Genomic DNA, 23,493 nt, shown 5'->3' with positions numbered 1-23,493 from the left:
ATCCTGAGCGGCTGCTTCCAGGGTGAACTTTGCCTTGTTTCATTTTAGCGATCGCGCATTTTGTCAAAACTTTGCAGCAATTCATGATGGATTTTACGACAGCAATCAATTTACTCAACGACTTAAATACGCTACAGGGTGAAGACTTCAGCATTCGGATAAAGGGGAATTGGTCAGGCTGGCTGCTTGACACCGATGGAAACTGCGTTTTTGGATTCAACACCCTTGGAGAGCTTTGTCAACATCTAAAGCGAGAACTGGGGTTGAACTGATGGACTTAGCATCTCACTCACAACTTGTAACTCCAGAGCCGGAACCTGAACCGGAAGAACAACCTATTAACTACTTTCCCGATGATTCAACACCAACCACCAGCGATACCAGTACAACCGATCGCGCAGACCATCGCGTCAACTGAGTGCCCAGAAAAAGGCGACTGCGATCGCCGTGCAAAAAAAATTGTTCTTGAACTAGAGCGGTTGTGCCGGCAGCAGTCAGACCCCAACAAAGTAGTTGGATATCGAAACGCGATCGCGTCTTTGTCGCGTCTTTGGGTGAAACTTTGCAATAAAAAGCCGCCCTGCGATCCCATAGGCGGCTTTCCCAAAAATACAGGGTGCATCTACTCCTCACCATTTTAATGCAGTAACGCAGTAATGCAGTAAAGATTTCAGAGGTGCTTTATGCCAAGTAAAGTTGTCGCCGTCGATGTTAAGCCCACAAATGCTTGTAGCCAGTATTGGCTCAGAGTAGAAAACGGAAAAGAAGTCCCTTGCACTCAGCGAGAGTACTGGGCCGCCAAGAATGCTCTCAACTCCGGTGGCTTCCACGTCGTTAATGTCCAGTAAGCATCCTCCAAACAAAATGCAACAAACTCAAACCTTAACCTCACAGCTCCCCAAGACCGAACAGGAAGCGTTCAAGCAGACCGCAGTTGAAATCAAAGACAAATATCTTGACCAATACGCATTCTGGCTAGCGCTGGCCGACGAGTTTGAGAAATTAACCCGTGTTCAGGAGATGACCTTGCCAGAAGTGGGAAGAAGACTGGAACAGGAAATTTTTGTTCAAGAACTACTAGGAACCGTTGAGGATTGATATGCAAACATTGACCGCTAAAGATTTCACAACACTCTCGCTCATTGGTGACTTGAAAGAGATGTGTGGCGAGAATTTCGAGAACATCTCATCGCAACTAAAATTATCCATTCTCGCCACCTTGACCCAGTTCCAGCTTCTCAAACAGTTAGAGATGCCTTACTTCACTTGGGAGTTAATGGACGATGCTATCGACTCTGTTCCATCAGTTGTCTGGCTGGGACATCGGGAGGTGAAAGAGCGGCTAGCTAAGTGCTGGCAATTGGAAGATAACGCGATCGCGCAGCTCATTCAAACTTTAGCAGAGTCAATATGACAGACCAACAAACTCTGATACTTACCCCTGCCCAACGCGATCGCATCAAACTTATTCTTTCGGTGTGGCGCGAGACGTTGGTTTGTAAACCCTCACTGGAAGAATCAACGGATGCCGAGCTGATGCAGATTTTTGGGGTAGCAGATGCAACGGAGGAACATGAGACACGCAATTAGAGCCGCGATTGAAATAGTTCTGTGGGTAGCTGCCATGTCCGTTGTTACCTCGCTGACCGGATGCAACTCACACGCAGCACAGCAGGCTGCTCAACAAGAATCCGGAGCTGACCAGCAATGTGTGCTGACGAGCAATGGTCAGGATTGCCGATCGCCTGACGGAATTTCACAACAGTAGGAAACCAGCGATCGCGTAAGGACTCAAACCAGCGCGATCGCATCTATTCGTCAATAACTTACAACAACCATGATGACTCAAAAAACCATAGGAGGTGGTCGATATATAACCACCCAGGAAATCGACAATCCCATCACTTTTATTAACTATTGGCAACTCTCCTACAAAGAAGGGGCTGCGGTGTTTGACGTGGATTACGTGACGGTTCGGCGCTGGTTCAACGGTGCTCGCTCACCCGACCGAGGCTTTTGTTTAGCGGCTCGTACAATGCACCAACTCTGGGAGTTAACCGGAAAGCCCCGAATCGTTGCTTAAAACAAAAACTACTTTGTAACCACTGGTTCTCGCCGCCCCTAGGGGCGATTTTTTATTCTTTGTACATGGATGTGAGTTGTACACAATTCACAAATACCCCAGAACCTCGACAAAATAATAACCTTACTCAAAGTCGGTATGAGTTTGCCTTTTGAGAAGGAGAAACAACAATCTCACAAAATTGACCGATCGCGCACATGAATAAAGCGGAGAGACAAGCATGGGATAGGGCGCAAATTGTGTTAGCGAATTTTATCAACCAACGCAATCTTACTAGGGTTGCCCTCGCACAATTTCTCGGCGTCCATCACAACACAATCCACAACGACGAAAAGATTCTTTTGGAATGGTGTGACTCCTACAAAGAGACCATTCAGATCACCCCTTTACTTCCCTTAGGGCGGGGTGGACGGGTAAGACTCAACCCTTACCGTACTTGGCTTCTACTCCTTTGTCGATTTCTGGTGGTGTTCACCGGCGATCGTACAGAAGTAATAAAGTTTTTCATCTCCATCGACAATCAAAAACTCCTGACTCAGGAGAACTTCCAGCACTTAAGAAAGGGTATTGAAACCAATGGCACAGCTCGCAAAATCAAACGTGTTCTCGTCGCTTAATTTCGGTTCAGTGGATGACATGAACTTCGCTCTTGTAGAGTTGGGCGACCACATCAAGCAGAACGGAGAGGAGCCAGGGGATGAACTGGTGAATCCGGACAAGTATGAAGAGATTGATTCAACCTTGGTTAAGCTCCTGCGGGACAAGATGCAGCAAGCATTGGATCGCCCTGCATTAACTGAGCAGAAACCAGAAGCTGCTCTCACTGAACAGTCCCCCCAAGTTCTCGCGACCAACGAGGAGTACAACCGCGATCGCCTATCCGGCCTCACTAACGTTCTCACCCAGTTAGGCTTCGAGATTGGGATGATGGTCGGCACCGCACTCTCCGAAGAGAAGTGGGACGCCATTGAGGAAGCCTACGAGCAGAACGACCAGCGGAGACTGACGGAGTTCGTAAAGTCCCACCAGACTGAATTTGAGAGCGTGGAGGTCATGCTTGCCAGCCTTGACTCCAAGCGTGCAAGCCGTAGAGCGGGGACACTGGGAAAACTGAACGAGCTGGGGGACTTGGGAAACTTACGCGATCGCAGAACGAAAGTATTGACTCGTTAACCCCAGCTCAACTTACCGCATTGCGGGAGGTTCTGGAGAGAGACCCAAAGCTTAGAACCTCCCTTGTTAAAAGCATCGACCACCATTCAGGAGAAAAAGACGTGACCGGACATCTAGCTGTTGGACTTGGATTAACTGCTGCTGCTGGCGTTGCTGGCGCTACCCTTGGCTTTGCTGCTTTGCCAGCTGCTGCTCTTTTGGGAATAGCAATGTGGTTAGGAGGACGTGACTGAAAGTGAAAGCAATTGAACAATATTTAGTAGCAGAAGACCCAAATAACTACAACTGGCGTTTTGGTGACAACTTCATTGAAGTCTTAATTGATTTCATTCTTTACCTAAGAGAGTCTTCAGAATGGCAAAAACTAGAAATAGAATATGTTCTTTCTGGCGGTCGCATAGTGATCGAAAACGACGACGACTTTGATGAAAGCTACTGGGAATTACGACCTTAGTATTTACTGGCAAAAACAAACTAGCCAAGAAGGAAGAAAACAATGGTTTCAAGCAGTGCAAGGTCAATCGGATACTATGTCAGCAGCCAAGACAAAAACACTCAAGAAATCCTTGAGGAAATGCAAGAACATTGGGGGTCTCGGTTTGAAAACTTGGAGCGTAAATGGAAGCTGGTTTTTAGGGGTGCCTTAGCCGCCTACCAAGCCATCTACCAAGACTGGATTGAAGAGGGTAGTTCCGTCAGTTGTATTGATAGCTGCATTGTTGGCGCTGGTGGAGACGACCTCAACATCTGGGATGAACAAGCGGATTTGGCCGATTACATTCAGCTCGTTGCAAATGAATTTTCTGAGCGAGATATTGAGCGGTTAATCGAAGCGCTAACAGCGCAACTAGTAGGGTGACATGGTAGCTACAAGAAGACGAATCAATTTCACTCACGACTCAGCTTATTGGCAACTTTTAGCCGACATCTCAGTTTACCTCGAAGAGCGAGAGTATGAGTATGACGAAGATTTTATTTGGCAAGACTCAGGACACACATTAGTTCTTGACCAAGATGCAAACTTTGACCTCAAAGAAGTCCCTGAATGGGAAGAGTTAATTGAAAGATATGAAAAGGTGGGAGACCTTTGCGTTAGGAGTTTGCGATGAGAATCAAAATATTTTCTCACCTCATAATAGGTGGCTCTTTACTCGCTATCTTTATCTCAAAAGGAGAGGTGTTAAGAGCCACAGTGCAGGAAGGAAGCACAATCAGTACCAATCAAACTACGGCTTCATCCGAAAGTAGACAGCTACGAGAGCAGGCCAAGAATGCTCGTAGATTCTCCAAAGTAGCTTTAGAAAGATTGAAGTCGAACTGCATTCAAACAGTTGACGCTAAGACCAGAAAAGATGGTTATTACATCGAAGGGGAGATGGTTTTAGACAATCAATTAAAAAGACCCCTAAGACCTGGCGTTTTTATCTGCAATTCACTAGGCGAAACAGCAACAATTGCAGAAGATGGCTCAATCTCTTCTATCGTCCGAGTAGCGCTCAACGAAAAACAAGAGTACGACAAATTATTTAGTCAGATAAAAGGAGCTTCTAAAAATGGCGGTAGCCGCAAGGTCAACAAGCAAAAGTAAAGAAGGCGGAAGCTCAAGAGCGAAAATCAAAGGGCTTGGACGATTCTTATTCTATAGCACCATCACCTTTGTTGGTTTGCTTAATATTCAGCCTTGGGTAGCTGTAGCTAAACAAATGAAAGCGGCTATTACCTTTGTCCCCCTTTTAAGCTCTCTAACCCGTGTCCCTTTCCTAGGGGGCTGTTTGTTGTGGCTGTCCAGTAATGAAGTATCGCTGTCGTTTCTAGCAACTGGACTTTGGGCTTTAACCCAATACCTAGAAATGGCAGACATTGAATGGATTAAAAAGAGACGACCCATCATTTACGCTTGGGAGTTTTCTATTATATTCCTACATTTTCCTCCCTATGAAGGAGGTTACACAGCCCTAGCAGAAGACTTCCCCTACTGGAGTCCAGACTCAGTGCTGTGGTGGAATTTAGTCCTTTCAGTCATTACCGCTTTTGCGTTTGAGTTTATCTACAAAATACTCAAGAAGTGATTACTTCAACTGTTGTTTAGCCGCCCCTTAATAGGGGCTTTTTACTACTTATGTCTAACCTACAAAAGATGGATGATTTGCTGAACAATCTGGAATTTGAGAATGATTTTGGAGAATCTCCAATCCTGCTGGGGAGGCTGACACAGGATAAGGCGTTCATCACAGTTGCCTCCCTTGGTCTGGGATTTGCGGCTTGGGCGATCGCGCAAGCACCACTGGCGATTGTGGTAGGACTAATAGCCTGGAACGACCTGGTGAGCTTGGGTGAGGGGAAAACTAAAACCAAGAAGACTCCTCCCGTTGTAGACACGCAGGCAGAAACCGTCTACAACGACGAGGAAAGAGAGGGATACGAGTACGAGGAAGAAGTACCTGTCAGACACTCGCAGAAGCCTCCTAGACAGGAGGAAACCAAGGTTCAAAGCAAATCATCAAGAACAACTAGACAAGAGCCTCCAGAAGCTGTTTATCCCCCTAAAGAGACAGAAGATGAGCAGTCTACTGGATGGACATTCTATGGCGACAGACAACCCACTGGAGATGAGGATATGCTTCGACAACGTAGCCCCCGCACAACCAAGAGTGAATCGAAGCAACAGTCTGGTTTTACCCCACAGCTTCCCCAGGTGACCAACCGAGCCAAGCGGGATTTGATCGACAAGCTTAAAGGGGAATGCCCAGGAATGCTTCGACTAGTGAAGAGTCATCCAGCTCGGTTGGTGGGGAAACAGCGAACCGGGAAAAGCACAATGGCAAAACTTATGTGTCTGCTTAGGATGGTTTTAATCGATGACCATCGCGTCATTGCCAGCACGCCGCACTACGAACCCGCAAACCCCTACCCAGACGTTTTCAAAGTTGTAGGAGTTACTCCCACAGGACAGCGCGATTACGATGCTATCTACCGAGAGTGGAGAGGATTAGCAGATAGAGTTCATGCTTGCCGGATTAATTCCAACACTACTGTCTGGGATGAGTTTGGATTATTCGATCAGGTGATGCCCGAAGATGAAATTAAATCTGTTTTGACGAGCTGCCTAAGAGAAACAATGAAGTTCGGAGAATATCCGATTTTTATTGTTCATGGTGAAACCGCAGCTTTTCTCCCTGGTTCTAAAGGACTCGTAACGGTATTTCTAAACGGCACAGTGCGAGTTGAAACAATTGGTGAATTAGTAGAGGACGAAGATGGATTAGAAACAATCCGTCCCACTGGGAAATTCCATATTACCTGGCTAGATGGCTCTCAAGAAGAAGGTCAAATTCCTGAGTGGTTAACCGAGAAGTACTTGCTAGATTTGTTGGGCAATCCTGTTGTTACTCATTCAGAATCTGAACCAGAGGAAGAATGCAGATTACAAGAACCACTTAAAACCATTTACCTCTACGCCAAGAAGCAAAATGAATGGGTAACGGTGCGAGAGGTGCAGCGAAAAGACTTTACTGTCCTCAAAGGGAAAGGAGCCAAAAACATCCGCCAATATTTTGGTTTGTTGGCAGATACAGGATTAGGAGAAATCGAGGAAGAAGGCAAATCTGACTCTGCTGTCAGTTTTCTCGCTAAGTGAAGACGCATTCGTCAGGAGTCGAGCTGACAAGGCTTCTGGCTCCTGACTGACATCCAGACACCAGACAAATCTGACAGACTGACACACAAACGTTATCACAGGAGAAAGTATGGATAGCTTTTACGAGTGGGCAAAAAAGGTTAATGAATTAATGCTGGAAGCTGATTATGACTGTCTATTTTCTGATGAGGAGTTTGAGGAACTTAAAAAAGGGAACGAAGTGAAACAACAACTTTTACTCAAGAAGATGCCTTGAACTGGTTTATGTGCGGAGAACCTCCAGAAGAATTCGTTTATTCGCTAATCTAAAATGAAAGTTAATTACAGTCACTACATTCAATCTAATGAATGGTACAGAAAACACAAGCACTGGCTACTAGAGTCCAACTATCGCTGTTCAATGTTCCCTTGGATTCAGTGTGGCAAAGGCAAGCCTTACCGAGTGCATCATAAAACTTACGACAACGTAGGTGATGAAGAGTTATGGAAAGACGTAATTGTTCTGAGTCCTTTTGCCCATGACTTCATCATTCACGGCATCCTTTCAGGATTCAAGAGCGCTGGGAAACAGAAAGGGAAATATCCTAATAGATACCAAAAATTTGCACACCACTGGTGTTGTCTGCCAATGATGTGCAAGCTACTTATAATTGCGGTAATTAGTTTTGTGGCTGCTTATTTTGCCGTAAGTTGCATTCGCTAAGGTACTGCTGATGTGCGATCGCGCATAACAATACGCTGACAACTAACAGTTGTCAAACGGCAATAATCTTCCCCGCCATCCCCAACAGCACCAGCGCCAAAATGTACTTGGTTTGTCCGGTTAGCTGCTGGGGATTTTCCAATTCAGGAAAACATCGCGCGATCGCGTCACACAACACCGCCACAGCTTTCTCGTCGCTGTGCATGTGAAACGAGAGTGCTTCCTGTTCCTCGTAGTCTTGATCAATGGCGTACTCTAAATCTGTAATTAAAGTCGCCATGCGATCGCGCAACACCAACAGCTCCGAATTCTTCACCCCACCCACTTCTTCCAAAACGCTAGCCGTTCGCTGCTGTAGTGCCACTTTCTTGATATAGGCGCTTAGGGAGACAAACTTCGCTTTCCCCAGTTCCAACAGTTCTTCATCCGTTAACTTTGTCGGCGCAAGGGTGGCACGAGTGACGTGGATGATGTAGCTATCCAATGCGGCTTTTACCTCATCATCCGGCTCTACAAAATCCAACTCAATATCTAGCCCTAACTGTGGGGATTGAATGGGCAGGGACTTGGGTTTTGGTTTCTGGTACAGCCCCGATAAATCTTTCTTAGGCTTTCCGTTAGTGGATGCTGACTTCGGTGGTTTCTGGGCTACTGGCATAATTTCGTTTCCATTTACTGGGGTCAAACCCTAATTCCGCTATTTCGTTAGCAAATAAATCTTCAACCAATTCAGGATTCTCGGTAACAAACTTCTCGTGGTCTTCCTGAATAGCTTCCGCCTCACGCTGCTTAGTAGACTTCCGCCATTCTACGGTTTCCTCTACGCAATCATCTATTGTTTGCTGGTCAAACGTTTCCCATAAAAATTTAGCTCCATCCGCCCCATAGATTTCAATAAGCTGGGTAATTAAGACGGCATCGGGGTTGCCAGTTCTACCGATTCCGGTTCTTTGACTTTTCCGTTGGTTTCCAGCTTCTTTTCTTCTATCTTGTCCTCCTCCCGCACCCAGTTGTTCGCCATCTCCAGACCGATGCCGTATATCCCCCGGCATTTCTGGTGATAGTCTAAAAAATTGAATCCATGGAGTGCCGTAATCTTCCCTGGCTTAAATCGCTTCACACCTTCCTCGTCAGGTTGCTCCTCCACCCGCCCCCGAACTTCTACCACATCATCAGTGAAGAAGATTTCTAGGATTTGGATGTCGTCAATTCTGTCCAAGTCCAACGCCCCACCCCCATCTAAAGGCAGCATTTCTGCCACCTTTCTAATGTCACTCCAGACACGATCATTAGAAGCATCGCACAATTCTCCACGAGAGCATCCAAAATACAAGAAATTTGCCATCAATTTAGATAGCAAACCTTTCAACTCTGAGTAACGCGATCGCGCAACACGACGAACAATCACCGACTCTTGGCGATCGGCATTTGGTTTATCTTTGTCGTAAAATACTTCAAAACAATCCATGTCAATTTGGGATTAGGCGTTAGTCTACTTGCTCCAAAGTCATTTTGTAAGTTTTACCTGGCTCGAATTGACTAAAAGCCGCAGCGTTCAATATCCCCATTTGTAAGCTAGCGAAAGGAGTATGAACAAAGTATTCTTTACCTATTTCGCTTTCGCTAGTAACTCCTCTTAGACCCACTTGACCTTGGTTTGGTGTTTGTGAATCATGTTCCTTGTTTTCGCAAATAAGCATTGCTATGACAGTCATAACTTTCTCCGATATTTAGCTCAATTCCAAATTCTTAGCACGCCACCTTCTGCATAGACCTCTTGAGTTTGTAACTGTAACAGCTACCCGGCTCTTGGTCTAAACGTAGCTTGACAGGTGTTTCTGCGGCGTTCATGTCCAGCGAGTTACCCGCAACCGACACTGCACCATTCCCCGCTGTCAGGATTAAACGGTTTCCGGTGGTGTAGGTGAAAAGGATAACCACGCTATAGCTTCCCGTAGGTTCTTCTCCCAACTCTAAGTAGCTGGTCTGTGGTACGGAGCTAATTACAGTAACCACCTCGCGTTTAGCTGCAAGGTTTGGGGCAAACCGCATGGCGAAATTTGGTCCCTGCATCCACTCATCTTCCGCTAACGGAGCTGTGGGTTCAGCCGCCCAAGGCACTCTTTTTAAAGGTAGGGTCATGCGAAAAGCCCCAATTTTAGATGCCTTGCTATTGGGGTTATCCACCAGCATCCCAAAGCCTTCCGTTCCTGTTCCTACAGGTGGAACAATTCCAGAACTCGGCACGGTAATTTGCTTGGCGAGGTCGATCTCCCCACTGGATAACTTCCACTTCCGTCCCGTCACCATCTCAATGACTTCAGGTGCTTTGTGAGTGAAAGTGAGGTTAAGCATGGCGCGTTCGGCGGTTTGGTAGCTACCAGCTGTTCCTTTTAGTCCCGTAGGACCAATCACTTCTTGCACCGCTTCTTCAATGCCGAGGTCAAATGTCATTTGGAAAGGGGGGAGGTCAAAAGGGATACCCGTTTCATTGGAGATTAAAACCCCTGAACCCGAAACAATTGTTTCCTGAAAATTCTTAAGTGTCATTTTTTATCCTTTGCGTCAGCAGTAGTTTCGCCCTTGGGTAAAATCTCCGGTGGTGGAGCTGTGGGAGTGGCGAACAGGATTGGTGGGGTGTTTGGATTAACAGGGGACGTTTCAACGTCTTCCGGTTTTATCTCCCTTACAAAACCCGCCACGATCGCGCAATCGGGAACCTCCTTCAGTTTGTATATCCCCGCAGGTAAATCTCCTGCGGCAATAAGTAGCTCAACATCCCCTTCTTCCCCACCTTGAAAATCTTCTCGTTTTGTATAAGGCATGTTTATTTACTCCTAGAACCTGTAGCGTAAAAATCAAAATCAGAGCGATAAACCAGTTCTTGACGCCCTCCTACCATCTCAAACCTAGGTGCGTGGTCAGCGCTAAAGCTAGTATCTTTCTCTATGTTGAAAGTACAGCCTTGGTGGGAAAGCCAATACGCCTCCAATATTTCTTTTACTTCCCATGTCAACCACTCTTGCAGCCCCGGTAATCGGTGGATTTCAATAAGCTTTGATATATGGGAAATTCGGATACGCGATCGCATAATGGGATTAAATAGCGTTCCGCTACCATCCGTCCTATAAACCTTGAGTCTAGGAAATTCTAAAATACTGCCGTCATAAGCATCAGAGTCCCTGCGAGATTTAACGATGTATTCTTGGAAACCACCCGCCTCGATCACTGCCACCATCGGTATTGCCGCAGGGTCATCCCGACTGATGCCATTTTTGTGAAGTTCATGCGCGATCGCGAAACTACTATTCAAATGATCGGCAGCAAATCGCATCAAAGTACGGCAGAAGCTATCGACGAGAATGGGTTCAGTGGCGGGCGAATAGGTCATCGGATTCGCACCCCTCGTCCTTTCAAAGCTCTATGTCCTATATATTTACGCTTGCTTCTATATACGCCACCTCTTATATCTGGATTCACAACTCCAGCCGCACTTCCGCCAGCTAAAACTGAGCCTATGACCGCGCCACCGAGAGCCGCTTGTCTAGCCGCAGAACGCATCGCATAGCCGTGGTCGTAACCTCTTCGCTTGGCATCGAGATATCCTAAAACCCCGGCGACCCCTGCACTGCCCAATGTGGATTTAATTACCCCTGGACTAAAAGCTTTCTTAGCTAAGCGTCGAAGCCTCTTTTTTCTACCAAAATTAGCCCTACGACTAAATTGAATTAATCTCCTTACCCGTTCAGCGGAGTGCATTTTTCTTCCCCTCCCACACCGCGATCGCGTATTCCAAAACAGCTTTTCCCATCTCTTCTAACAACTCTTCGTGCCAGAACAAAATGGGACGCCCAAATTTTTCCTGTAAATCAGGTGCGCGATCGTCTGTTAATTCATAGGTAAACTCTGGGCCATCTACGTCGTATCTGTTTCCCGCACCCCCTTCTTGAATAGCGCCTTTCCACAAACGCCCGGTGTCAATATGAATTTGCCCATTGGCTCTCTGGGGGTGAAGACGTAAGGTGTAGGGGGAGAGGGGAGCGTGATACTCTCCCCCATACACCATTCCACCTGTCAGCGTGGAAGGCTCACTCAAAAATAAGGGGTTGAGGTGTTTGTCTCGCACCACTTCCGCCAATTCCCGTGAGATGGGGGAGAGGTCATCTACCAACATGGAAATAGAGGAGGCGCGATCGCGTAAGTCCCCAAAATCAATTCCCGTTACTTCAATTGAAATATCAATGGGCATCAGTCACCCCTCCTAATTCGCTTGGCACCATAAGTGGCAGCCCCTAGCGTTCCACCGGTGAGCGCGCCACTTAGAGTGCCCTGAACCCCACCTAATGCCCCACCAACAATTCCAGCCCCAAGAGCGGCACCGCGAGACATCCCCATTTTTCGAGCGGCGTGGTAAGTTCCCGCGCCACCTAACGCCGCCCCTGTAGCAGCACCTGTAGCAGCACCATACGCAGCCCCTTTACCAGCATGTCCGCCAAACGTGGGCTTCCGTCTACGTCTCAATCTAGACCCTAGGCGACGGCGACGAAACTCTACCAAACGATTAGAAGCGCTAAAGCCTGTTTTTTGCCTTGCCCAGTTACCAGCTGTGCTTGCCGCACCTTTTGTCCAACCTACGGCATGACCCGCCGCACTCCCAACACTGTTCATGGCTTTTTGAATTCCAGGTCGTGCTAGCAGATTCTTTGCGCGACGCTTCAACCCCCCAAAAGCACTCTTTACTCGTCCACCTATTGTGGGGCGAGTCCAGCTTGTAGTTGGGCGTATGGCTAAAGCCCCAGCTTGAAATCGCGCCAATTCGGAATTGCGAATTCGGAATTTGGAATTAAATTTTCTCTTTCCTTTTCTTCTTGCCTGCATTAGGTTCGTTAAACCTCATCTAGATCTAAATTCCGAACTGCGAATTCCGAATTCCGAATTTACCTTCTCCCAAACCCTTGACCACCACCAAGACGGCGACTAGAGAGCATTTCCCTTACTCGTTCTCGGCTACTGGTTCCACGTCTTGATTTCTTGGGTGCTGAGACTAATTCTTCTTCCCCGTAGTCCTCATCTTCCTCCTCGTTTTCCTCCACAACAGTGCGATGTCCGTTTTTAGGAGCTGAAAGCTGCGCCACTTGACCTTGAAGCTGTTCGATGAGGGCAGCGTACTTCTGACGTTCTTGCTCCCATTGCATAACCGATGTGTCGTAGGCTTCCTCTAACTCCTCAACATTCCGATACAGTGCTTCAATTTCTTCAGGGTCATTTACTGGGCGTGCAGCAATTCCAATGGAAACACCAACCCGACCGTTTTCACCCGTGTGTGCCATAGAAAGCGATCGCGCCGCCTCTAACGTCATTGAGATACCGGGTAGGAAAGCCAAAAGCTGATCGGGGGTAGCGCCGAATTTAGCTAACGTGATCGCGTCTTCCAATAATTCCGGAACTGTGGTTCGGAGAATAGATTCGCTGGCTTTGTTGGTTGTGTCGAGGATTTGATTGTTGTTCGGCTGCATGGCAATTTTTTTCATTACAAATTTTAATTAATACGTCTTTGTTGGTGGCGCTTTTGCCGCACTTGGAGCAGATGAAAGTCTCAGCTATAAATATCGAAGTCCTCTGCATAATTTAATCGACGCTCCTGGCCTCTAGCAGAAGTAGATTCCCCTAATCTGGAAGTGGTTTGATTTTTGAAATTTCCAAACACCATAATTCTGTTATTAACTGTATCTAAACTATTACGCGATCGCGGTACTTCCCCTTCTAAAAATACAGGCTGCATCGGCTCTATGCCTTGAGGTGACGGTAATCCAGGGATTACTATATTGTGTCCAACGGTGTACATAAGAAGTAAGTTATTAGCAATATTATCGTTACTTCCAGAACCTGCACCTTGAGCAGAACCCATATTAGGGGTAGGGTCTAATTCCAGTAGCCGACGTTTTAATTCTGCCGCAATCTTGTTGTTGGTTATTTTAGCTAAAGCCGCTTTTGTTGAATCAACGGTTAATTTTAATGGGAGTTCGTATATCTGCCCAAAGATGCGCGTAATCTCTGCCTCTTCCTGCCAAGCCACATCATCAATGAGCGATCGCTTAACGACTTTTTTCCCGTAGTGGTCAAACGCCTCATCGCCGTTAAATTGTGGCCCACCTTCTAAAAATAGGTTGGGCAACATATTGGCGATTTGTTCAATAGTGGTGTATTTGAATTGGTAGGTCATCTAAACCCCCTCCTTGCCCGACCCGCGATCGCGCTTAACCGATCCAAACGCCTTAACCCAGAATCCGTTCGTCCCACCTTTTGAACATACTCTTTAGCCGCAGCCAAGCTTCTCACGCCTCCTGCATAGCTTCTAAATATCTTGGCGGCAGTTTCCCCGCGTCTTAGATGCTGGTCGATGTTGCTTTGACCTTTTAAAGAGGCACTAATCCGGGCACGATGTTGTTTGCTGAGGTGTTTTTTCTTAAATGTCACCAATCGACCACCACGACTAAAAGGTCTAGGGGTTGGGACTTTTGGCATTAACCCTCTTGCTTTAGCCAACCCTCCGGTTATTAATCCAACGCCAGCGGTTTCAACCAATCCGTCTTTTATGCGCTCCATCGCATACCCCCCAGCACCCTTCGCACGACGACCTAACCGTCTTAGTCTGCGACGGTTTTTAAATCGTTGAATGCGCGATCGGATGGGGTTGAACAAGAGTTAAAACCTCCAAACGTGATTGGGGTCGTTTAATGCGCGTCTTACATCAGCTGCGCTCATATATCCATGTCCACCGCCTCTGGCTACACTCGACTCTATTTGCTGTAGTCGCTGCCTAAGTTGTTCGCCGTAAGCTGCCCCTGCGCGATTTCCAGCTTCTCTTGCGCGTTGTCTCATTGCGGTTGCTTCTGCTGGTGTTGGAGCTTTGGGATAATGTCCCGCACCCCCACTTTTCGATCCACCGCTACGGCGTCCTGATGCACCGTATGCCCCTAACCCAGCAGCCAGCAAACCTGCGCCCAAAGTCCCGTACAGTAAGGCGTTGCTTTTCTTTTTCCTGCGAAACGGATTTTTTAGTCGCCTGCGGCTGCGACGAGCAAACAAAACTAAATTGTGAAGGCGCTCTTGATTACTTGTCATACAGAATACGCAAAAGACGTATTAGCTTTTCTTGGTTGCTGTTGTAGCCGCAGGAGTAGCTTCACTGGTGATGACGGTTCCTCCTCCATACATTGGTGGCATCCAATCTTTTTGAACCTTGGGCTTAGGACGCTCTCGAACAAATTCTGGCGTTCTAAAGTCAGAGGGGATTTGTCCTAATCGGTAAGGGAAATCGCCGCTAGGGTAATAGTTATAGGCGCTTCCAGATTTGGCGTAAAACCCTTTTTGAATAACAACAACTTCGTTTTCGTTATTTAAATCCATATCACGCAGCTCGACTTTGACGATATTCGGGTAGGTTTAAGACTTCTCGGCTGTAGAGTTTTTGTGGTTTCAAAAACACGGGTAAAACGCTACCAATCCCTTCGGTCTGGTCGCGCACTGGGCGCATCTGTTTCTCATAGGTAATGACATTGAAGCCTGAAACAAAATCACCTTCAACAGTGGGACCAATGAGCTGTTCGCCCATATTCTTTTGAAGGAAGATGATGCGACCATCATGGGTGAAGCGAACCTTACGTTTCTTCTGTTTTTGCACTCCACCTTCCATTACCCAATGGGTTTCGGTGAACTGCTCATCGTTCTCAATGAATCCCGCTAACTCCAACTGTTCCAATAGGTTACGGAGCTGGGGCTTGGTTACCATGTCCACGCCCTGGATTCTTAAGCCTTGCATGTTGATGGTGCTTATCTTTTGCAACACCGAGCGACAGTTCATAATCTTAGTGGTAATCGCACCTGACCACATATATTGGTCAGGCTTGTTACCGTCGTTGGAATCTTTGTAAATTTCGCCCCACTCCTGCAAGTCTTCGAGCGGCGTGGCGGTTTCTGGCTGATCCCAAGCTTTAGCGATTCCTGCAAGAGAGGGTGGAAAATGGGCTAATTTTCCTTGCGGTTCGTGCCCCCAGTCTGCATTTTGATCGCGGTAGTCAATGCTTTGAGAGACATTAGTTAATGGGGAAACGTAACCGGAAATATGCCCGTACTGCAAGCACTGGTAAGTGAGGAATTTGAGGGCGTCGAATAAGCCTTTGGTAATGGTTTCGTAGTTCCCAAACAGCATCTTGGCAAAGGCTGGGGCGCTACCTCTTACTACACCCCCTGTAGCCGTTACTTCATCAAAGAACTCAATACCTCTAGCCTGCGCCATTTGCAGGGCTTTACGCATCTCGATCTGTTTTTGTTTGTCGTAGGCAATACCTAGAGCAATTTCAAACAAGCTATACGCCAGCTTACGCAGTTCACCTTGCTCAATTAACGGTACCTCCTGACCCACGCCCAGCATCTGCGCGATCGGGGCTGACTGTTCAATTAAATACGCCAGCTCATCAAAATCGTCCAAGTAGCGGATGGGAACATACGGAGAGAGATGGTCTTCCCGTTTCAGGATGGCTGACGCTGTTTCATCAACCGTCATCTGCGCCATCCGGCTTTCTTTATGTTGCTCTAGCACTGTGGCGATTAAGCCCATTTACTCTCTCCTTACTCCTCTCGCTAACAAATGTTTTGTGTACAGCTCTAATTTGACAACTAACAGTTGTCAGCCTAATTAAAAGCTGGGATAAAGCTAGTATCTGGACGTAGATTAGATAAGTGATTAATCCTTATCCCTTCCCGCCAGTGGGGCATGTCTTTGACATAAATACTGGCCTGCTCGATCGCGGTTAAAGCTTTGCTATCCGCATGTATCCAGCTTTCAGCATGGGGGTGGTAGCCGATGATGCGTGCTACTGGCATCCCAACGTTGACGCCAACCGGAACCGGGAAGGGTACGTTCTCTTCTAGGGTTACTGTCCCGTCACGCCCAATACTGGCGATTTTGCCAATCTTGGTTAACGGTGCCATGCCCTGAGTTGGGGTTTTGGTTACCGTGCCGGTACTCACCGTCACCTGTAAGTTGTAGTTAGCTTCGGTGTCCTTGGCAAAGGCGTAAAGCTCCGACTCACGGTTTGTCACCATCAGGTGAGAACCTAGATACGGGTCTTTGTGGATGAACTCACGCACATCAATGGCTAACTGCTGGGGCGATAAGCCAAAGATACCTTCCCAGGTGTAAGTCGTTTCGTAGCCATTCAGTTGGAATCTGAAAGACGCCCCTTGAGTAACAGACGCGATCGCGAGTCGCACCATTGGTTCGATGAAATAAAGCTCATCACCTTTGGCAAATACCTGTTCCAAAACCAGCTTCCCGGTTTTCTCCTTAAACTCTTCTTCAACTTTGGATTCTGGGAGATAGGCTCCTCGTCCATCTTTGAGGTAACAAACAAATAAATGAGACGGATATTCCCAATTTCCTTGACGGTTAAGAGAGATGCGGTCATCCTTCATAATAGTGACCGCATTCGGTGTGCGCCACCCTTCACCTCTAGCGGCAGGTGGTGGACCGGAGTAACTTTCGCGATGACGGGAGAAAGACATAATCAATTCGTAATTGGGAATTCGGAATTTGGAATTAATTGCGACCTAATAAATGCAAGACGTTGCGACGAGCTTGGACATCTAAGGCGTCCATCTCACTCAGTTCATCAGCACTAAATTCGGCTTCGTAGCTGAGCATTTCTGGGGAGTACAACGGTGCGCCACCTTCGGCAAACTCGGCAAACATCTCGATGGTTCGCTGTTTGTGAGCAAGTTCCGAAGCGTAGTCTGTGCCATTTTGTTCGCAGCACATGGAAAAGCCAGCAAAGCGATCGCGCTCAGACTCCCATTGCCCAAATTCCCGCTCAAACACGGCATAGGGCATAACACCCATTTGCACCAAGTTGGAGGCTTGGCGCTCTAGGTCATCGAGGGTATCACTAACATCTTGGGCGGTACGGGCTTGGCTAAATTCAGCTTGTAAGCGTTGGTTTTGGCGGCGTTGATACAGCACCTCTTCTTCCAGCGCCCCAACCGCATCTACAATGGGGTCTTCTTCGTAGTAGTCCTCTTCGTCATACCCTTCGGTTAAGGCGTAGTAATCCTCTTCCAAACCTTGGTATGCTAAGGCGACTTGCTCAAAAAGTTCCTCAGCTTCTTCCTCGGTGATGTTGCCCGCTTCGAGTTCGGCTTCAATGGAATCACTGTCTTCTTCTAGTTCCGCGATCGCGACATCAACGACTTCATCTAACTCTTCAGGAGAAAGCTGCTCTAAAATTGCAATCCCTTCTTCCTCAATCGCTTCGATGTCCTCGTCATAGTCATCCGCGTCGTTGTACTCTTCGTACTCATCAACGAGTTCATCCTCTGGAATCTCCTCAAGGTCAGCCACTTCATCCAGCAGTGCCTCTAAGTATTCCCGCTCTCCCTCGTAAAGGTCTTCAGCCTCTTCTTGGGTGAGGATGCCTTCTTCTACATCGTCAAGTAATGAGTCTTCAACCGTGCCGAGGATAGCCTCAAGGGATTCGATGTCACCCGCGATCGCGAGTTCCTCAATAATCGCATCACCCTCATCCTCCTCTTCAGGAGTCAGCGCATAATACTCATCCTCAGCACTTTCGTGCTTATCTAACTCTGGGTCAGCAACGGCAGCGTCAAAATTAGCGGTGCGGGAGAAAGTGGCTAAGCTATTACGCGATCGCGAAGCGCTACTGCTTGCATCAGATCGGGAGTGTTTCCTTTTGATTCCCATCGTGCCCCCCTAATCAATAGCGATATTTCGCATAACACGTTTACCCGCATTTCTCCGTTGTTTGGGTGCAATTCGTTCCGCAGCCCTGTTTAAGCCAATTGCGGCTCTGCCTCCAACGTTGGCAATACTATTACCCGTTCCTCGTATACCTCCGGCTAAGCCTCTACGAACATGCCCAATATCCGCACCAAGACGACGTGTATTAACCCCAATACTGCCGCCTCCTATCTTCCCGTAACGAGAAGCTGCCAACCCTGCCGCAGCTACTCCTGCTAAACCCCCAATTCGAGCGGCTCTACCTGCGGCTGTACGACCAATAACTGCATTACCTTTACCTTTGCCCCGTCTGCGCTTCCTAGCAAAGTTAGCCGTACCACCGCCATACATGGCAAACGCTGCTTGCGCCATTGTTATTGCCACAAAGCATTCCTCCTAAATTTCCGCTTAATTTGACAACGCTTAAATGAGGCAAGAATTGAAGCTCTTGCCATTTGCACGGGTTTATTGGCTAGTGCATTAGCTTTCCCCTTGGGTGGTGCGCCAACAGCCGGGGCTTCTTCTGGGATTTCAGGTTCCGACAACCCAACCACATCAGCCAGTTTTGCCATTAACCCTTGCAGGGCTTCAACTTGCAACTGCTCAGGGTCGCGCCCTTGTAATTCCTCGTCTGATGCCGCTGAAATTTGAGACGCCATTCCCCACCACGTATCGAAGTGGTTCATCGCATCCTCATAGGCTGCATCTTCATCAAAGCTTTCCTGTTCCGCTTCGTCCCAAGTCAGTGCGAAACGTGCGTTTCGCGAATTCGGAATTGAGAATTCGGAATTCGGAATTTTTCTTGAACTCCGAATTCCAAATTCCGAATTCCGAATTGGTCTTCTAAAGATTCTCAGTCCCGCGATCGCAGGTGTTGGAGTCGCACTAATTTCCTTAATCACATCGACGGCAACATCCAACCCTGGTGACAAGGTGGAGATAATACCATCGGTAATCTTTTGTACTACATCTTTCCCCTTCCCGATTAAGCGATCTGCAAAAATTGCCAGTTTGCCTACCAAGTGCGGCAAACCGGGCACATCTTCTGGGCGAACTTTACGAACTTCTAAATGACCGTCTAAATCTCCAATCGTTGACCACTGCGTTTTTTGGTGGTCAGTGAGCCAAGGGATACGATTACCCTTGCTAAACCAAGTGTTGGTGTTTTCAGCAATCCGAAACACTCGGTCTTTGGAGAAATAGTGAGGACGCCCTTGACTATCCTCGTGGTGCCCCTCCACCAGAATCATCGCCTTTTTAACCGCGATCGCGTCCTCCCCTTCCGGTTCAAAGTCCAAAGGGTCTAGCGATGCTGATTCAAAATAGCGAACGTCTTCCCGTCTTTGGGTAGAGAAAGATACTCGATCTCTACCCTTTCCACGTCTGGTAAGGGTAGCCACAATGGTTTATCCATAAGGATTACAGGGCTATACTAAACTTGAGCTAAAGTGAGAGAAACGTTCAACGCAAAAAATCCACGAGATTCGCTAAATTTGCGATGCATACCTCAATTCCATCTCCCGTCTTATTAACCGAAGAGAGACGTAAGGCATTTTTAAAAAAAGTTGGGATAAATTTAAAAGCCGCCCGTTTGCGTGCGAATTTTGAAAAGCAAACTGAAGCCGCCCAAGCTATAGGATGCTATCACGATCGCATTTCTCGTGCTGAGGCGGGGAAGGATATTAGGATTTCAGATTTATTTGAGTACGCGATCGCATATGGTTGTGACATCAAGCGTTTTTTTGATTAGGTAAGCAACCCACGGCTAAAAGCCAATGGGTTTCTCGGAGTTTTCTATGACTAGCACTTTTAATACAAGACAAAGAGTCAAGGATTTACAGCAGCTCGCCTCACGGAGAAGGGCTGAGTTTGCATTTGGGAGGAAAAAACGTCAAAGAGCAAAAACTCGACGTAGGTTGTTAACAGCCACCGGTATTGGGTTAGGTGGGGCGGCAGCGATAGCTGCACTAGCAGGGGGACGAGGGGGTTCAAAAGGTAGATCCAGTATTACAGCTCCTGCGATGTCAAGTGTAGCGCCGAAAAATGTAACAACGCAGTCTTCGATATCAAGTGTCAAGCCCCCACAACCAGCACCACGACCCTTAACCAAACGAGAACTCAATTCAAAACGAGTGGCATCAGATCGGCAATCTTTCCTTCAAGGGAGAAGTGTTGCTGATGTTAGGTTGGCAAACAAAAAGTATGCTAAACAACAAAAAACACTTAGTCGGGTGCGTGAATTAGGTAATCCTTTGTATGATTTAGCTAATGCTCAAAAAAATAAAATAGCTTTGTCTCGTGCATTGTCTAAAAAACAGTTTACGAACAAAAAGGAACGGCAAAAAATAGGTGGTGATTACACACAATCAATTCGCGATGTTGCTGAAGCTAAAAAGCGGATGAGTTTAGCACGAGCTTATGGTAGTGGGTTACCAACTGGAGGGTACTCATTAATGGCAAATCCAATGATGAAAAGGTCAAAAGCTCGTTATTATTCCGGAACGTGACATATTCTTACCTCACTCACAGAAACCAGCGCAAGGGCAATATTCTCCGACATCCCGCCAGTAGTGCGATGTCGGCAGGGTTGTACAGCAATCCTATCGCCCGACTTACCGCCGAAACCGTAAGTGAGTTGGCGTGGCGTCCGGCGAAAGATAAGTTACGGGGGAAAGAGTTCAAGAAGCACACCTTAGAAGACATGGCTGAGGTGTTGTTGTTAGATGAGGTGATTGGGTTTTGTTTTAAGTTGGTGGAACTACGGGCTAGGGAAGCTTTTGGTACCTACACCCATAGCGATGAGAAAATCACCGAACTTATTAGAAATATCTTTGCCGACATGGACGGCACCTTGGAAGAATTTGTAGGAATTGCCTGCGCGATCGCGTTCTTCTTTGGCTTTTTTACGGCAGAAATTGGTTGGAAGTATAACTCCCCTGGTTTTTACCGCCAGATGCGACTTAAACAGTTACTTCCTCACTCCCCATTAACCACCCGATTTAAGGGAAATCGCAACGGATTACATTGGGTGGTTGACCGTTCTGGGGGAGGTAAACCTATTGATATCCCTTATTTAAAATGTATTCACATTCTTAATCGTGACCCCATTGACCCGACCAACCCTTATGGTAATGGGGCAGGCTCTAAAACTATAGGACTATTCAAAGCTAAACGCACTTGTTTAACCGAATGGGTAATAGCTGGAAAAAACCAAAGTTCAGGACTTTGGATTGTCCAAGCTAACACGTCAGATAGTGTGGTGCTTACTGACCATAACGGTAGAGCATTGCAGGAAAATGGACGCGATCGCGTAGTGTCCGCTATTGAAAATGCCCGTTCTCAACTTGAAGAATTTGATAAAAATAATTTTCTGGTAATGGATAAAGCCTACAGTATTAACTGGCAGGCTATGCCCACTGATAGCAACTTTTTCCAGACGGTTTTAGACGCGGTTGATAGGCGTTTATTTATGGCGATGAACGTCCCCTACCTTGTAGCAAATGAAGGTGTTGGGGGTGGGTTTGGTTATAGTGGCGTGGCGTCTTTACAAAGTATTAACTTGGATAGTCAGATTAGCGCGATCGTGAAACAGGTGCGCGATCAGATTCTGGAAAAGGTTGTTAAACCATTATTGTTTAGAAATTTTGCATTGAAGCCTAAGCAGGGGTGGGGTAAGTTTGATGTAGAGAAGACCAACGACCCCAGCCAAGCTTCGATGAAGATTCAAAATATTCTTACCGCTGTTGGGGCAGGGGCACTGCCGCTAGATAATAGCGTAGCTAATATGTTGCGTGACTTACTGGGACTGCCTAATCAAACTGAAGAGGAACGGTTGGTAGCAATTCAAAAGGCTGTAGAAATGCAGCAGATGCAGCAACAGGCGGGACAGCAACAAAATGATAGCGAAGCGGTAGCGAGTCTTCGAGCGTCGCCTGCACCAACTGGTGACCAAGCAGCTCAGCAAAACTACCCATGACAACTGATAGTTGTCATTTAGTGATCGCGTATGGGAAATCTCTTCAAGCCAAAACTCGTATTCTTGTGTCCCCCAGACTTTGGGCAATTTTGGCGATCGCATGGGTTGGAGGATTTGTTTGTGGGTGACACCCAAATTGTGTTGCGGTGCGATCGCGAAGACTATCAGACGCCGGTGCAAGGCGATCGGAATGTGTTCGTGGATTATTTTGGGGGAGTGCGGGTACAGGTGGGGACGCAGCGTTTAACATTCAAGGCGTCGATTAAAGACCCACGGGAAAAGGCTCTGATTATGATGACAGAGCTTGCCAAGCCCCCATCCACGAACCAACAAGTTATCCTTACCTGTTACGACTACCACCGTCGCATTGACAGAGAAGATATGTTACGTGGGTTTCGGATTCGTCGAGGCATCCTCCACGTTGACAGTGGCACGGGTACGTTGAGTCAAGGCTACATTTATTGCCCAACCCGCACAGAAGTTGTTCCCAAAAATAGACAATATTACACCCAAGGGTTTGGGTTAGAGTTTTTAGAGAAGGATAGGGATATTTGGAATTTTGGAGGGTGACGCTTGAGTAGTGAAGAACACTCAAAAAAAGTGGTTTTTGTAAAACCTTATTCCATAGAAAGACAAATAGAGGGTGGTACGAAGCTGGCATCTATTTGCATTCCCACGGGGACAACCGGACGGGTGTCAAACGTTATACCACCAAAGATTGGTAAAAACCAATCGAACTCAGCTGCCGTTTACGTTTGGTTGGATACGCCCTTGCCTGAAAACGTATTTGGTGTTTGGGTTAAAGAAGAAAATTTTAATTGCTTGTTGACAACAAGAAACCCAGCAAAGAACTTTAGTAGACGCGATCGCACACTATAATTACTTTTTGGCTTATGTACGTTGCTGGAATATTAATTCAACCGTCAAAAAACTCAGACGATCCGGTTATTCTCCATCGATACGACAACGGTAATGTCATACCTGTAGAAACAAAAATTTACAGTCCAGAACGCATAAGTGAGGCAATCGAGTATGCAGAAATCCTAGCACAGCAAAACAACTGGATTCGATTAAACAAGTACAATTGGCAGGAAGCAAAATAAACGCGATCGCATGAGACTATTTC

General features: G+C 47.0%; 45 protein-coding genes. 26 read left to right on the top strand and 19 right to left on the bottom strand.

Annotated features, from left to right (window positions below; translation table 11 throughout):
- The first annotated feature begins 29 nt into the window (after positions 1-29).
- The 20 genes from V6C93_RS14805 to V6C93_RS14710 all read left to right on the top strand — a co-directional run bounded on the left by V6C93_RS14805 (position 30) and on the right by V6C93_RS14710 (position 7,596).
- Entirely contained in the window at positions 30-272 is a 243-nt protein-coding gene (locus V6C93_RS14805; protein WP_333477432.1) for a hypothetical protein, read from the top strand.
- The gene (locus tag V6C93_RS14800) at positions 272-418 is read left to right on the top strand and encodes a hypothetical protein (RefSeq protein WP_333477431.1); all 147 of its coding nucleotides are present in this window, start codon (positions 272-274) and stop codon (positions 416-418) included. Before V6C93_RS14805 ends, V6C93_RS14800 begins: the two co-directional genes overlap by 1 nt.
- Positions 354-641, top strand: coding sequence for a hypothetical protein (locus tag V6C93_RS14795; protein WP_333477430.1), 288 nt, complete (start codon positions 354-356; stop codon positions 639-641). Before V6C93_RS14800 ends, V6C93_RS14795 begins: the two co-directional genes overlap by 65 nt.
- Positions 642-683: 42 nt before the next feature.
- The gene (locus tag V6C93_RS14790; RefSeq protein ID WP_333477429.1) at positions 684-848 is read left to right on the top strand and encodes a hypothetical protein; all 165 of its coding nucleotides are present in this window, start codon (positions 684-686) and stop codon (positions 846-848) included.
- A 16-nt stretch (positions 849-864) separates the two neighbouring features.
- Positions 865-1,098: a hypothetical protein gene (locus V6C93_RS14785; RefSeq protein ID WP_333477428.1), complete on the top strand. Its 234-nt coding sequence runs from the start codon at positions 865-867 to the stop codon at positions 1,096-1,098.
- A 1-nt stretch (position 1,099) separates the two neighbouring features.
- The gene (locus tag V6C93_RS14780; protein ID WP_333477427.1) at positions 1,100-1,414 is read left to right on the top strand and encodes a hypothetical protein; all 315 of its coding nucleotides are present in this window, start codon (positions 1,100-1,102) and stop codon (positions 1,412-1,414) included.
- Positions 1,411-1,590, top strand: a complete 180-nt coding sequence (locus V6C93_RS14775) for a hypothetical protein (protein WP_333477426.1) — start codon at positions 1,411-1,413, stop codon at positions 1,588-1,590. The genes V6C93_RS14780 and V6C93_RS14775 overlap by 4 nt, the downstream gene beginning before the upstream one ends.
- Complete coding sequence (locus tag V6C93_RS14770) at positions 1,574-1,768, top strand: hypothetical protein (RefSeq protein WP_333477425.1); 195 nt, start codon at positions 1,574-1,576, stop codon at positions 1,766-1,768. Before V6C93_RS14775 ends, V6C93_RS14770 begins: the two co-directional genes overlap by 17 nt.
- Before the next feature lie 69 nt (positions 1,769-1,837).
- A complete protein-coding gene (locus tag V6C93_RS14765; protein ID WP_333477424.1) occupies positions 1,838-2,083 on the top strand; it encodes a hypothetical protein in 246 nt (81 codons plus the stop codon).
- Between the two features lie 197 nt (positions 2,084-2,280).
- Positions 2,281-2,700 carry a hypothetical protein gene (locus V6C93_RS14760; protein ID WP_333477423.1) on the top strand — a complete coding sequence of 140 codons (420 nt, stop codon included), beginning with the start codon at positions 2,281-2,283 and terminating at the stop codon, positions 2,698-2,700.
- Complete coding sequence (locus tag V6C93_RS14755; protein WP_333477422.1) at positions 2,660-3,256, top strand: hypothetical protein; 597 nt, start codon at positions 2,660-2,662, stop codon at positions 3,254-3,256. Before V6C93_RS14760 ends, V6C93_RS14755 begins: the two co-directional genes overlap by 41 nt.
- A 101-nt stretch (positions 3,257-3,357) precedes the next feature.
- On the top strand, positions 3,358-3,489 hold the full coding sequence (locus tag V6C93_RS14750; RefSeq protein ID WP_333477421.1) for a hypothetical protein: 132 nt from the start codon (positions 3,358-3,360) through the stop codon (positions 3,487-3,489).
- Positions 3,490-3,491: 2 nt separating this feature from the next.
- Entirely contained in the window at positions 3,492-3,710 is a 219-nt protein-coding gene (locus V6C93_RS14745; RefSeq protein WP_333477420.1) for a hypothetical protein, read from the top strand.
- Positions 3,711-3,752: 42 nt separating this feature from the next.
- Positions 3,753-4,115 (top strand): hypothetical protein, encoded by a 363-nt coding sequence (locus tag V6C93_RS14740; RefSeq protein ID WP_333477419.1) that lies wholly within the window; start codon positions 3,753-3,755, stop codon positions 4,113-4,115.
- Between the two features lies 1 nt (position 4,116).
- On the top strand, positions 4,117-4,365 hold the full coding sequence (locus V6C93_RS14735; RefSeq protein WP_333477418.1) for a hypothetical protein: 249 nt from the start codon (positions 4,117-4,119) through the stop codon (positions 4,363-4,365).
- On the top strand, positions 4,362-4,844 hold the full coding sequence (locus V6C93_RS14730) for a hypothetical protein (protein WP_333477417.1): 483 nt from the start codon (positions 4,362-4,364) through the stop codon (positions 4,842-4,844). Before V6C93_RS14735 ends, V6C93_RS14730 begins: the two co-directional genes overlap by 4 nt.
- Positions 4,810-5,325 (top strand): hypothetical protein, encoded by a 516-nt coding sequence (locus V6C93_RS14725; RefSeq protein WP_333477416.1) that lies wholly within the window; start codon positions 4,810-4,812, stop codon positions 5,323-5,325. Before V6C93_RS14730 ends, V6C93_RS14725 begins: the two co-directional genes overlap by 35 nt.
- Before the next feature lie 50 nt (positions 5,326-5,375).
- The gene (locus V6C93_RS14720) at positions 5,376-6,893 is read left to right on the top strand and encodes a hypothetical protein (RefSeq protein ID WP_333477415.1); all 1,518 of its coding nucleotides are present in this window, start codon (positions 5,376-5,378) and stop codon (positions 6,891-6,893) included.
- Between the two features lie 109 nt (positions 6,894-7,002).
- The gene (locus V6C93_RS14715) at positions 7,003-7,149 is read left to right on the top strand and encodes a hypothetical protein (protein ID WP_333477414.1); all 147 of its coding nucleotides are present in this window, start codon (positions 7,003-7,005) and stop codon (positions 7,147-7,149) included.
- 54 nt (positions 7,150-7,203) lie between these two features.
- A complete protein-coding gene (locus tag V6C93_RS14710) occupies positions 7,204-7,596 on the top strand; it encodes a hypothetical protein (protein WP_333477413.1) in 393 nt (130 codons plus the stop codon).
- Positions 7,597-7,648: 52 nt separating this feature from the next.
- On the opposite strand, the gene V6C93_RS14705 is transcribed toward V6C93_RS14710, so the two are convergent.
- The 19 genes from V6C93_RS14705 to V6C93_RS14615 all read right to left on the bottom strand — a co-directional run bounded on the left by V6C93_RS14705 (position 7,649) and on the right by V6C93_RS14615 (position 19,791).
- Positions 7,649-8,254 carry a hypothetical protein gene (locus V6C93_RS14705; protein ID WP_333477412.1) on the bottom strand — a complete coding sequence of 202 codons (606 nt, stop codon included), beginning with the start codon at positions 8,252-8,254 and terminating at the stop codon, positions 7,649-7,651.
- A gap of 249 nt (positions 8,255-8,503) precedes the next feature.
- Positions 8,504-9,064 (bottom strand): hypothetical protein, encoded by a 561-nt coding sequence (locus tag V6C93_RS14700; protein ID WP_333477411.1) that lies wholly within the window; start codon positions 9,062-9,064, stop codon positions 8,504-8,506.
- Between the two features lie 19 nt (positions 9,065-9,083).
- Positions 9,084-9,311, bottom strand: coding sequence for a hypothetical protein (locus V6C93_RS14695; RefSeq protein WP_333477410.1), 228 nt, complete (start codon positions 9,309-9,311; stop codon positions 9,084-9,086).
- Between the two features lie 34 nt (positions 9,312-9,345).
- Positions 9,346-10,146, bottom strand: coding sequence for a hypothetical protein (locus V6C93_RS14690; RefSeq protein WP_333477409.1), 801 nt, complete (start codon positions 10,144-10,146; stop codon positions 9,346-9,348).
- Positions 10,143-10,421, bottom strand: a complete 279-nt coding sequence (locus V6C93_RS14685) for a hypothetical protein (RefSeq protein WP_333477408.1) — start codon at positions 10,419-10,421, stop codon at positions 10,143-10,145. Before V6C93_RS14685 ends, V6C93_RS14690 begins: the two co-directional genes overlap by 4 nt.
- Positions 10,422-10,423: 2 nt before the next feature.
- Positions 10,424-10,987, bottom strand: coding sequence for a hypothetical protein (locus tag V6C93_RS14680; RefSeq protein WP_333477407.1), 564 nt, complete (start codon positions 10,985-10,987; stop codon positions 10,424-10,426).
- A complete protein-coding gene (locus V6C93_RS14675) occupies positions 10,984-11,355 on the bottom strand; it encodes a hypothetical protein (protein ID WP_333477406.1) in 372 nt (123 codons plus the stop codon). The genes V6C93_RS14680 and V6C93_RS14675 overlap by 4 nt, the downstream gene beginning before the upstream one ends.
- Positions 11,342-11,845, bottom strand: a complete 504-nt coding sequence (locus V6C93_RS14670; RefSeq protein ID WP_333477405.1) for a hypothetical protein — start codon at positions 11,843-11,845, stop codon at positions 11,342-11,344. The genes V6C93_RS14675 and V6C93_RS14670 overlap by 14 nt, the downstream gene beginning before the upstream one ends.
- The gene (locus V6C93_RS14665) at positions 11,845-12,411 is read right to left on the bottom strand and encodes a hypothetical protein (protein ID WP_333477404.1); all 567 of its coding nucleotides are present in this window, start codon (positions 12,409-12,411) and stop codon (positions 11,845-11,847) included. Before V6C93_RS14665 ends, V6C93_RS14670 begins: the two co-directional genes overlap by 1 nt.
- Positions 12,412-12,533: 122 nt before the next feature.
- Entirely contained in the window at positions 12,534-13,127 is a 594-nt protein-coding gene (locus V6C93_RS14660; RefSeq protein WP_333477403.1) for a hypothetical protein, read from the bottom strand.
- A 65-nt stretch (positions 13,128-13,192) separates the two neighbouring features.
- Entirely contained in the window at positions 13,193-13,819 is a 627-nt protein-coding gene (locus V6C93_RS14655) for a hypothetical protein (RefSeq protein WP_333477402.1), read from the bottom strand.
- Positions 13,816-14,298: a hypothetical protein gene (locus V6C93_RS14650; protein ID WP_333477401.1), complete on the bottom strand. Its 483-nt coding sequence runs from the start codon at positions 14,296-14,298 to the stop codon at positions 13,816-13,818. Before V6C93_RS14650 ends, V6C93_RS14655 begins: the two co-directional genes overlap by 4 nt.
- A gap of 3 nt (positions 14,299-14,301) precedes the next feature.
- Positions 14,302-14,721: a hypothetical protein gene (locus tag V6C93_RS14645; RefSeq protein ID WP_333477400.1), complete on the bottom strand. Its 420-nt coding sequence runs from the start codon at positions 14,719-14,721 to the stop codon at positions 14,302-14,304.
- A gap of 21 nt (positions 14,722-14,742) precedes the next feature.
- A complete protein-coding gene (locus V6C93_RS14640) occupies positions 14,743-15,006 on the bottom strand; it encodes a hypothetical protein (protein WP_333477399.1) in 264 nt (87 codons plus the stop codon).
- Between the two features lies 1 nt (position 15,007).
- Positions 15,008-16,216 carry a hypothetical protein gene (locus V6C93_RS14635; protein ID WP_333477398.1) on the bottom strand — a complete coding sequence of 403 codons (1,209 nt, stop codon included), beginning with the start codon at positions 16,214-16,216 and terminating at the stop codon, positions 15,008-15,010.
- Positions 16,217-16,290: 74 nt separating this feature from the next.
- Complete coding sequence (locus tag V6C93_RS14630) at positions 16,291-17,163, bottom strand: hypothetical protein (RefSeq protein WP_333477397.1); 873 nt, start codon at positions 17,161-17,163, stop codon at positions 16,291-16,293.
- A gap of 34 nt (positions 17,164-17,197) precedes the next feature.
- Positions 17,198-18,355 (bottom strand): hypothetical protein, encoded by a 1,158-nt coding sequence (locus V6C93_RS14625; protein WP_333477396.1) that lies wholly within the window; start codon positions 18,353-18,355, stop codon positions 17,198-17,200.
- Positions 18,356-18,364: 9 nt separating this feature from the next.
- Complete coding sequence (locus tag V6C93_RS14620; protein ID WP_333477395.1) at positions 18,365-18,775, bottom strand: hypothetical protein; 411 nt, start codon at positions 18,773-18,775, stop codon at positions 18,365-18,367.
- The gene (locus tag V6C93_RS14615) at positions 18,766-19,791 is read right to left on the bottom strand and encodes a hypothetical protein (protein ID WP_333477394.1); all 1,026 of its coding nucleotides are present in this window, start codon (positions 19,789-19,791) and stop codon (positions 18,766-18,768) included. The genes V6C93_RS14620 and V6C93_RS14615 overlap by 10 nt, the downstream gene beginning before the upstream one ends.
- Before the next feature lie 98 nt (positions 19,792-19,889).
- Between V6C93_RS14615 and V6C93_RS14610 the strand changes: the two genes are divergently transcribed.
- The 6 genes from V6C93_RS14610 (at position 19,890) to V6C93_RS14585 (ending at position 23,470) form a co-directional block, all read left to right on the top strand.
- Positions 19,890-20,141: a helix-turn-helix transcriptional regulator gene (locus V6C93_RS14610; protein ID WP_333477393.1), complete on the top strand. Its 252-nt coding sequence runs from the start codon at positions 19,890-19,892 to the stop codon at positions 20,139-20,141.
- 382 nt (positions 20,142-20,523) lie between these two features.
- Positions 20,524-20,898: a hypothetical protein gene (locus V6C93_RS14605; RefSeq protein ID WP_333477392.1), complete on the top strand. Its 375-nt coding sequence runs from the start codon at positions 20,524-20,526 to the stop codon at positions 20,896-20,898.
- Positions 20,895-22,367: a phage portal protein family protein gene (locus tag V6C93_RS14600; protein ID WP_333477391.1), complete on the top strand. Its 1,473-nt coding sequence runs from the start codon at positions 20,895-20,897 to the stop codon at positions 22,365-22,367. The genes V6C93_RS14605 and V6C93_RS14600 overlap by 4 nt, the downstream gene beginning before the upstream one ends.
- A 30-nt stretch (positions 22,368-22,397) precedes the next feature.
- Positions 22,398-22,937 carry a hypothetical protein gene (locus V6C93_RS14595; RefSeq protein WP_333477390.1) on the top strand — a complete coding sequence of 180 codons (540 nt, stop codon included), beginning with the start codon at positions 22,398-22,400 and terminating at the stop codon, positions 22,935-22,937.
- A 3-nt stretch (positions 22,938-22,940) separates the two neighbouring features.
- A complete protein-coding gene (locus V6C93_RS14590) occupies positions 22,941-23,246 on the top strand; it encodes a hypothetical protein (RefSeq protein ID WP_333477389.1) in 306 nt (101 codons plus the stop codon).
- A 14-nt stretch (positions 23,247-23,260) separates the two neighbouring features.
- Positions 23,261-23,470: a hypothetical protein gene (locus V6C93_RS14585; RefSeq protein WP_333477388.1), complete on the top strand. Its 210-nt coding sequence runs from the start codon at positions 23,261-23,263 to the stop codon at positions 23,468-23,470.
- The last annotated feature ends 23 nt before the right edge of the window (positions 23,471-23,493 follow it).

It is taken from the genome of Allocoleopsis sp. (assembly GCF_036703385.1).
Lineage (GTDB): Bacteria > Cyanobacteriota > Cyanobacteriia > Cyanobacteriales > Coleofasciculaceae > Allocoleopsis.
Note: the sequence above shows the minus strand (reverse complement) of the source record. Positions and strands in the feature narration are given on the sequence as shown.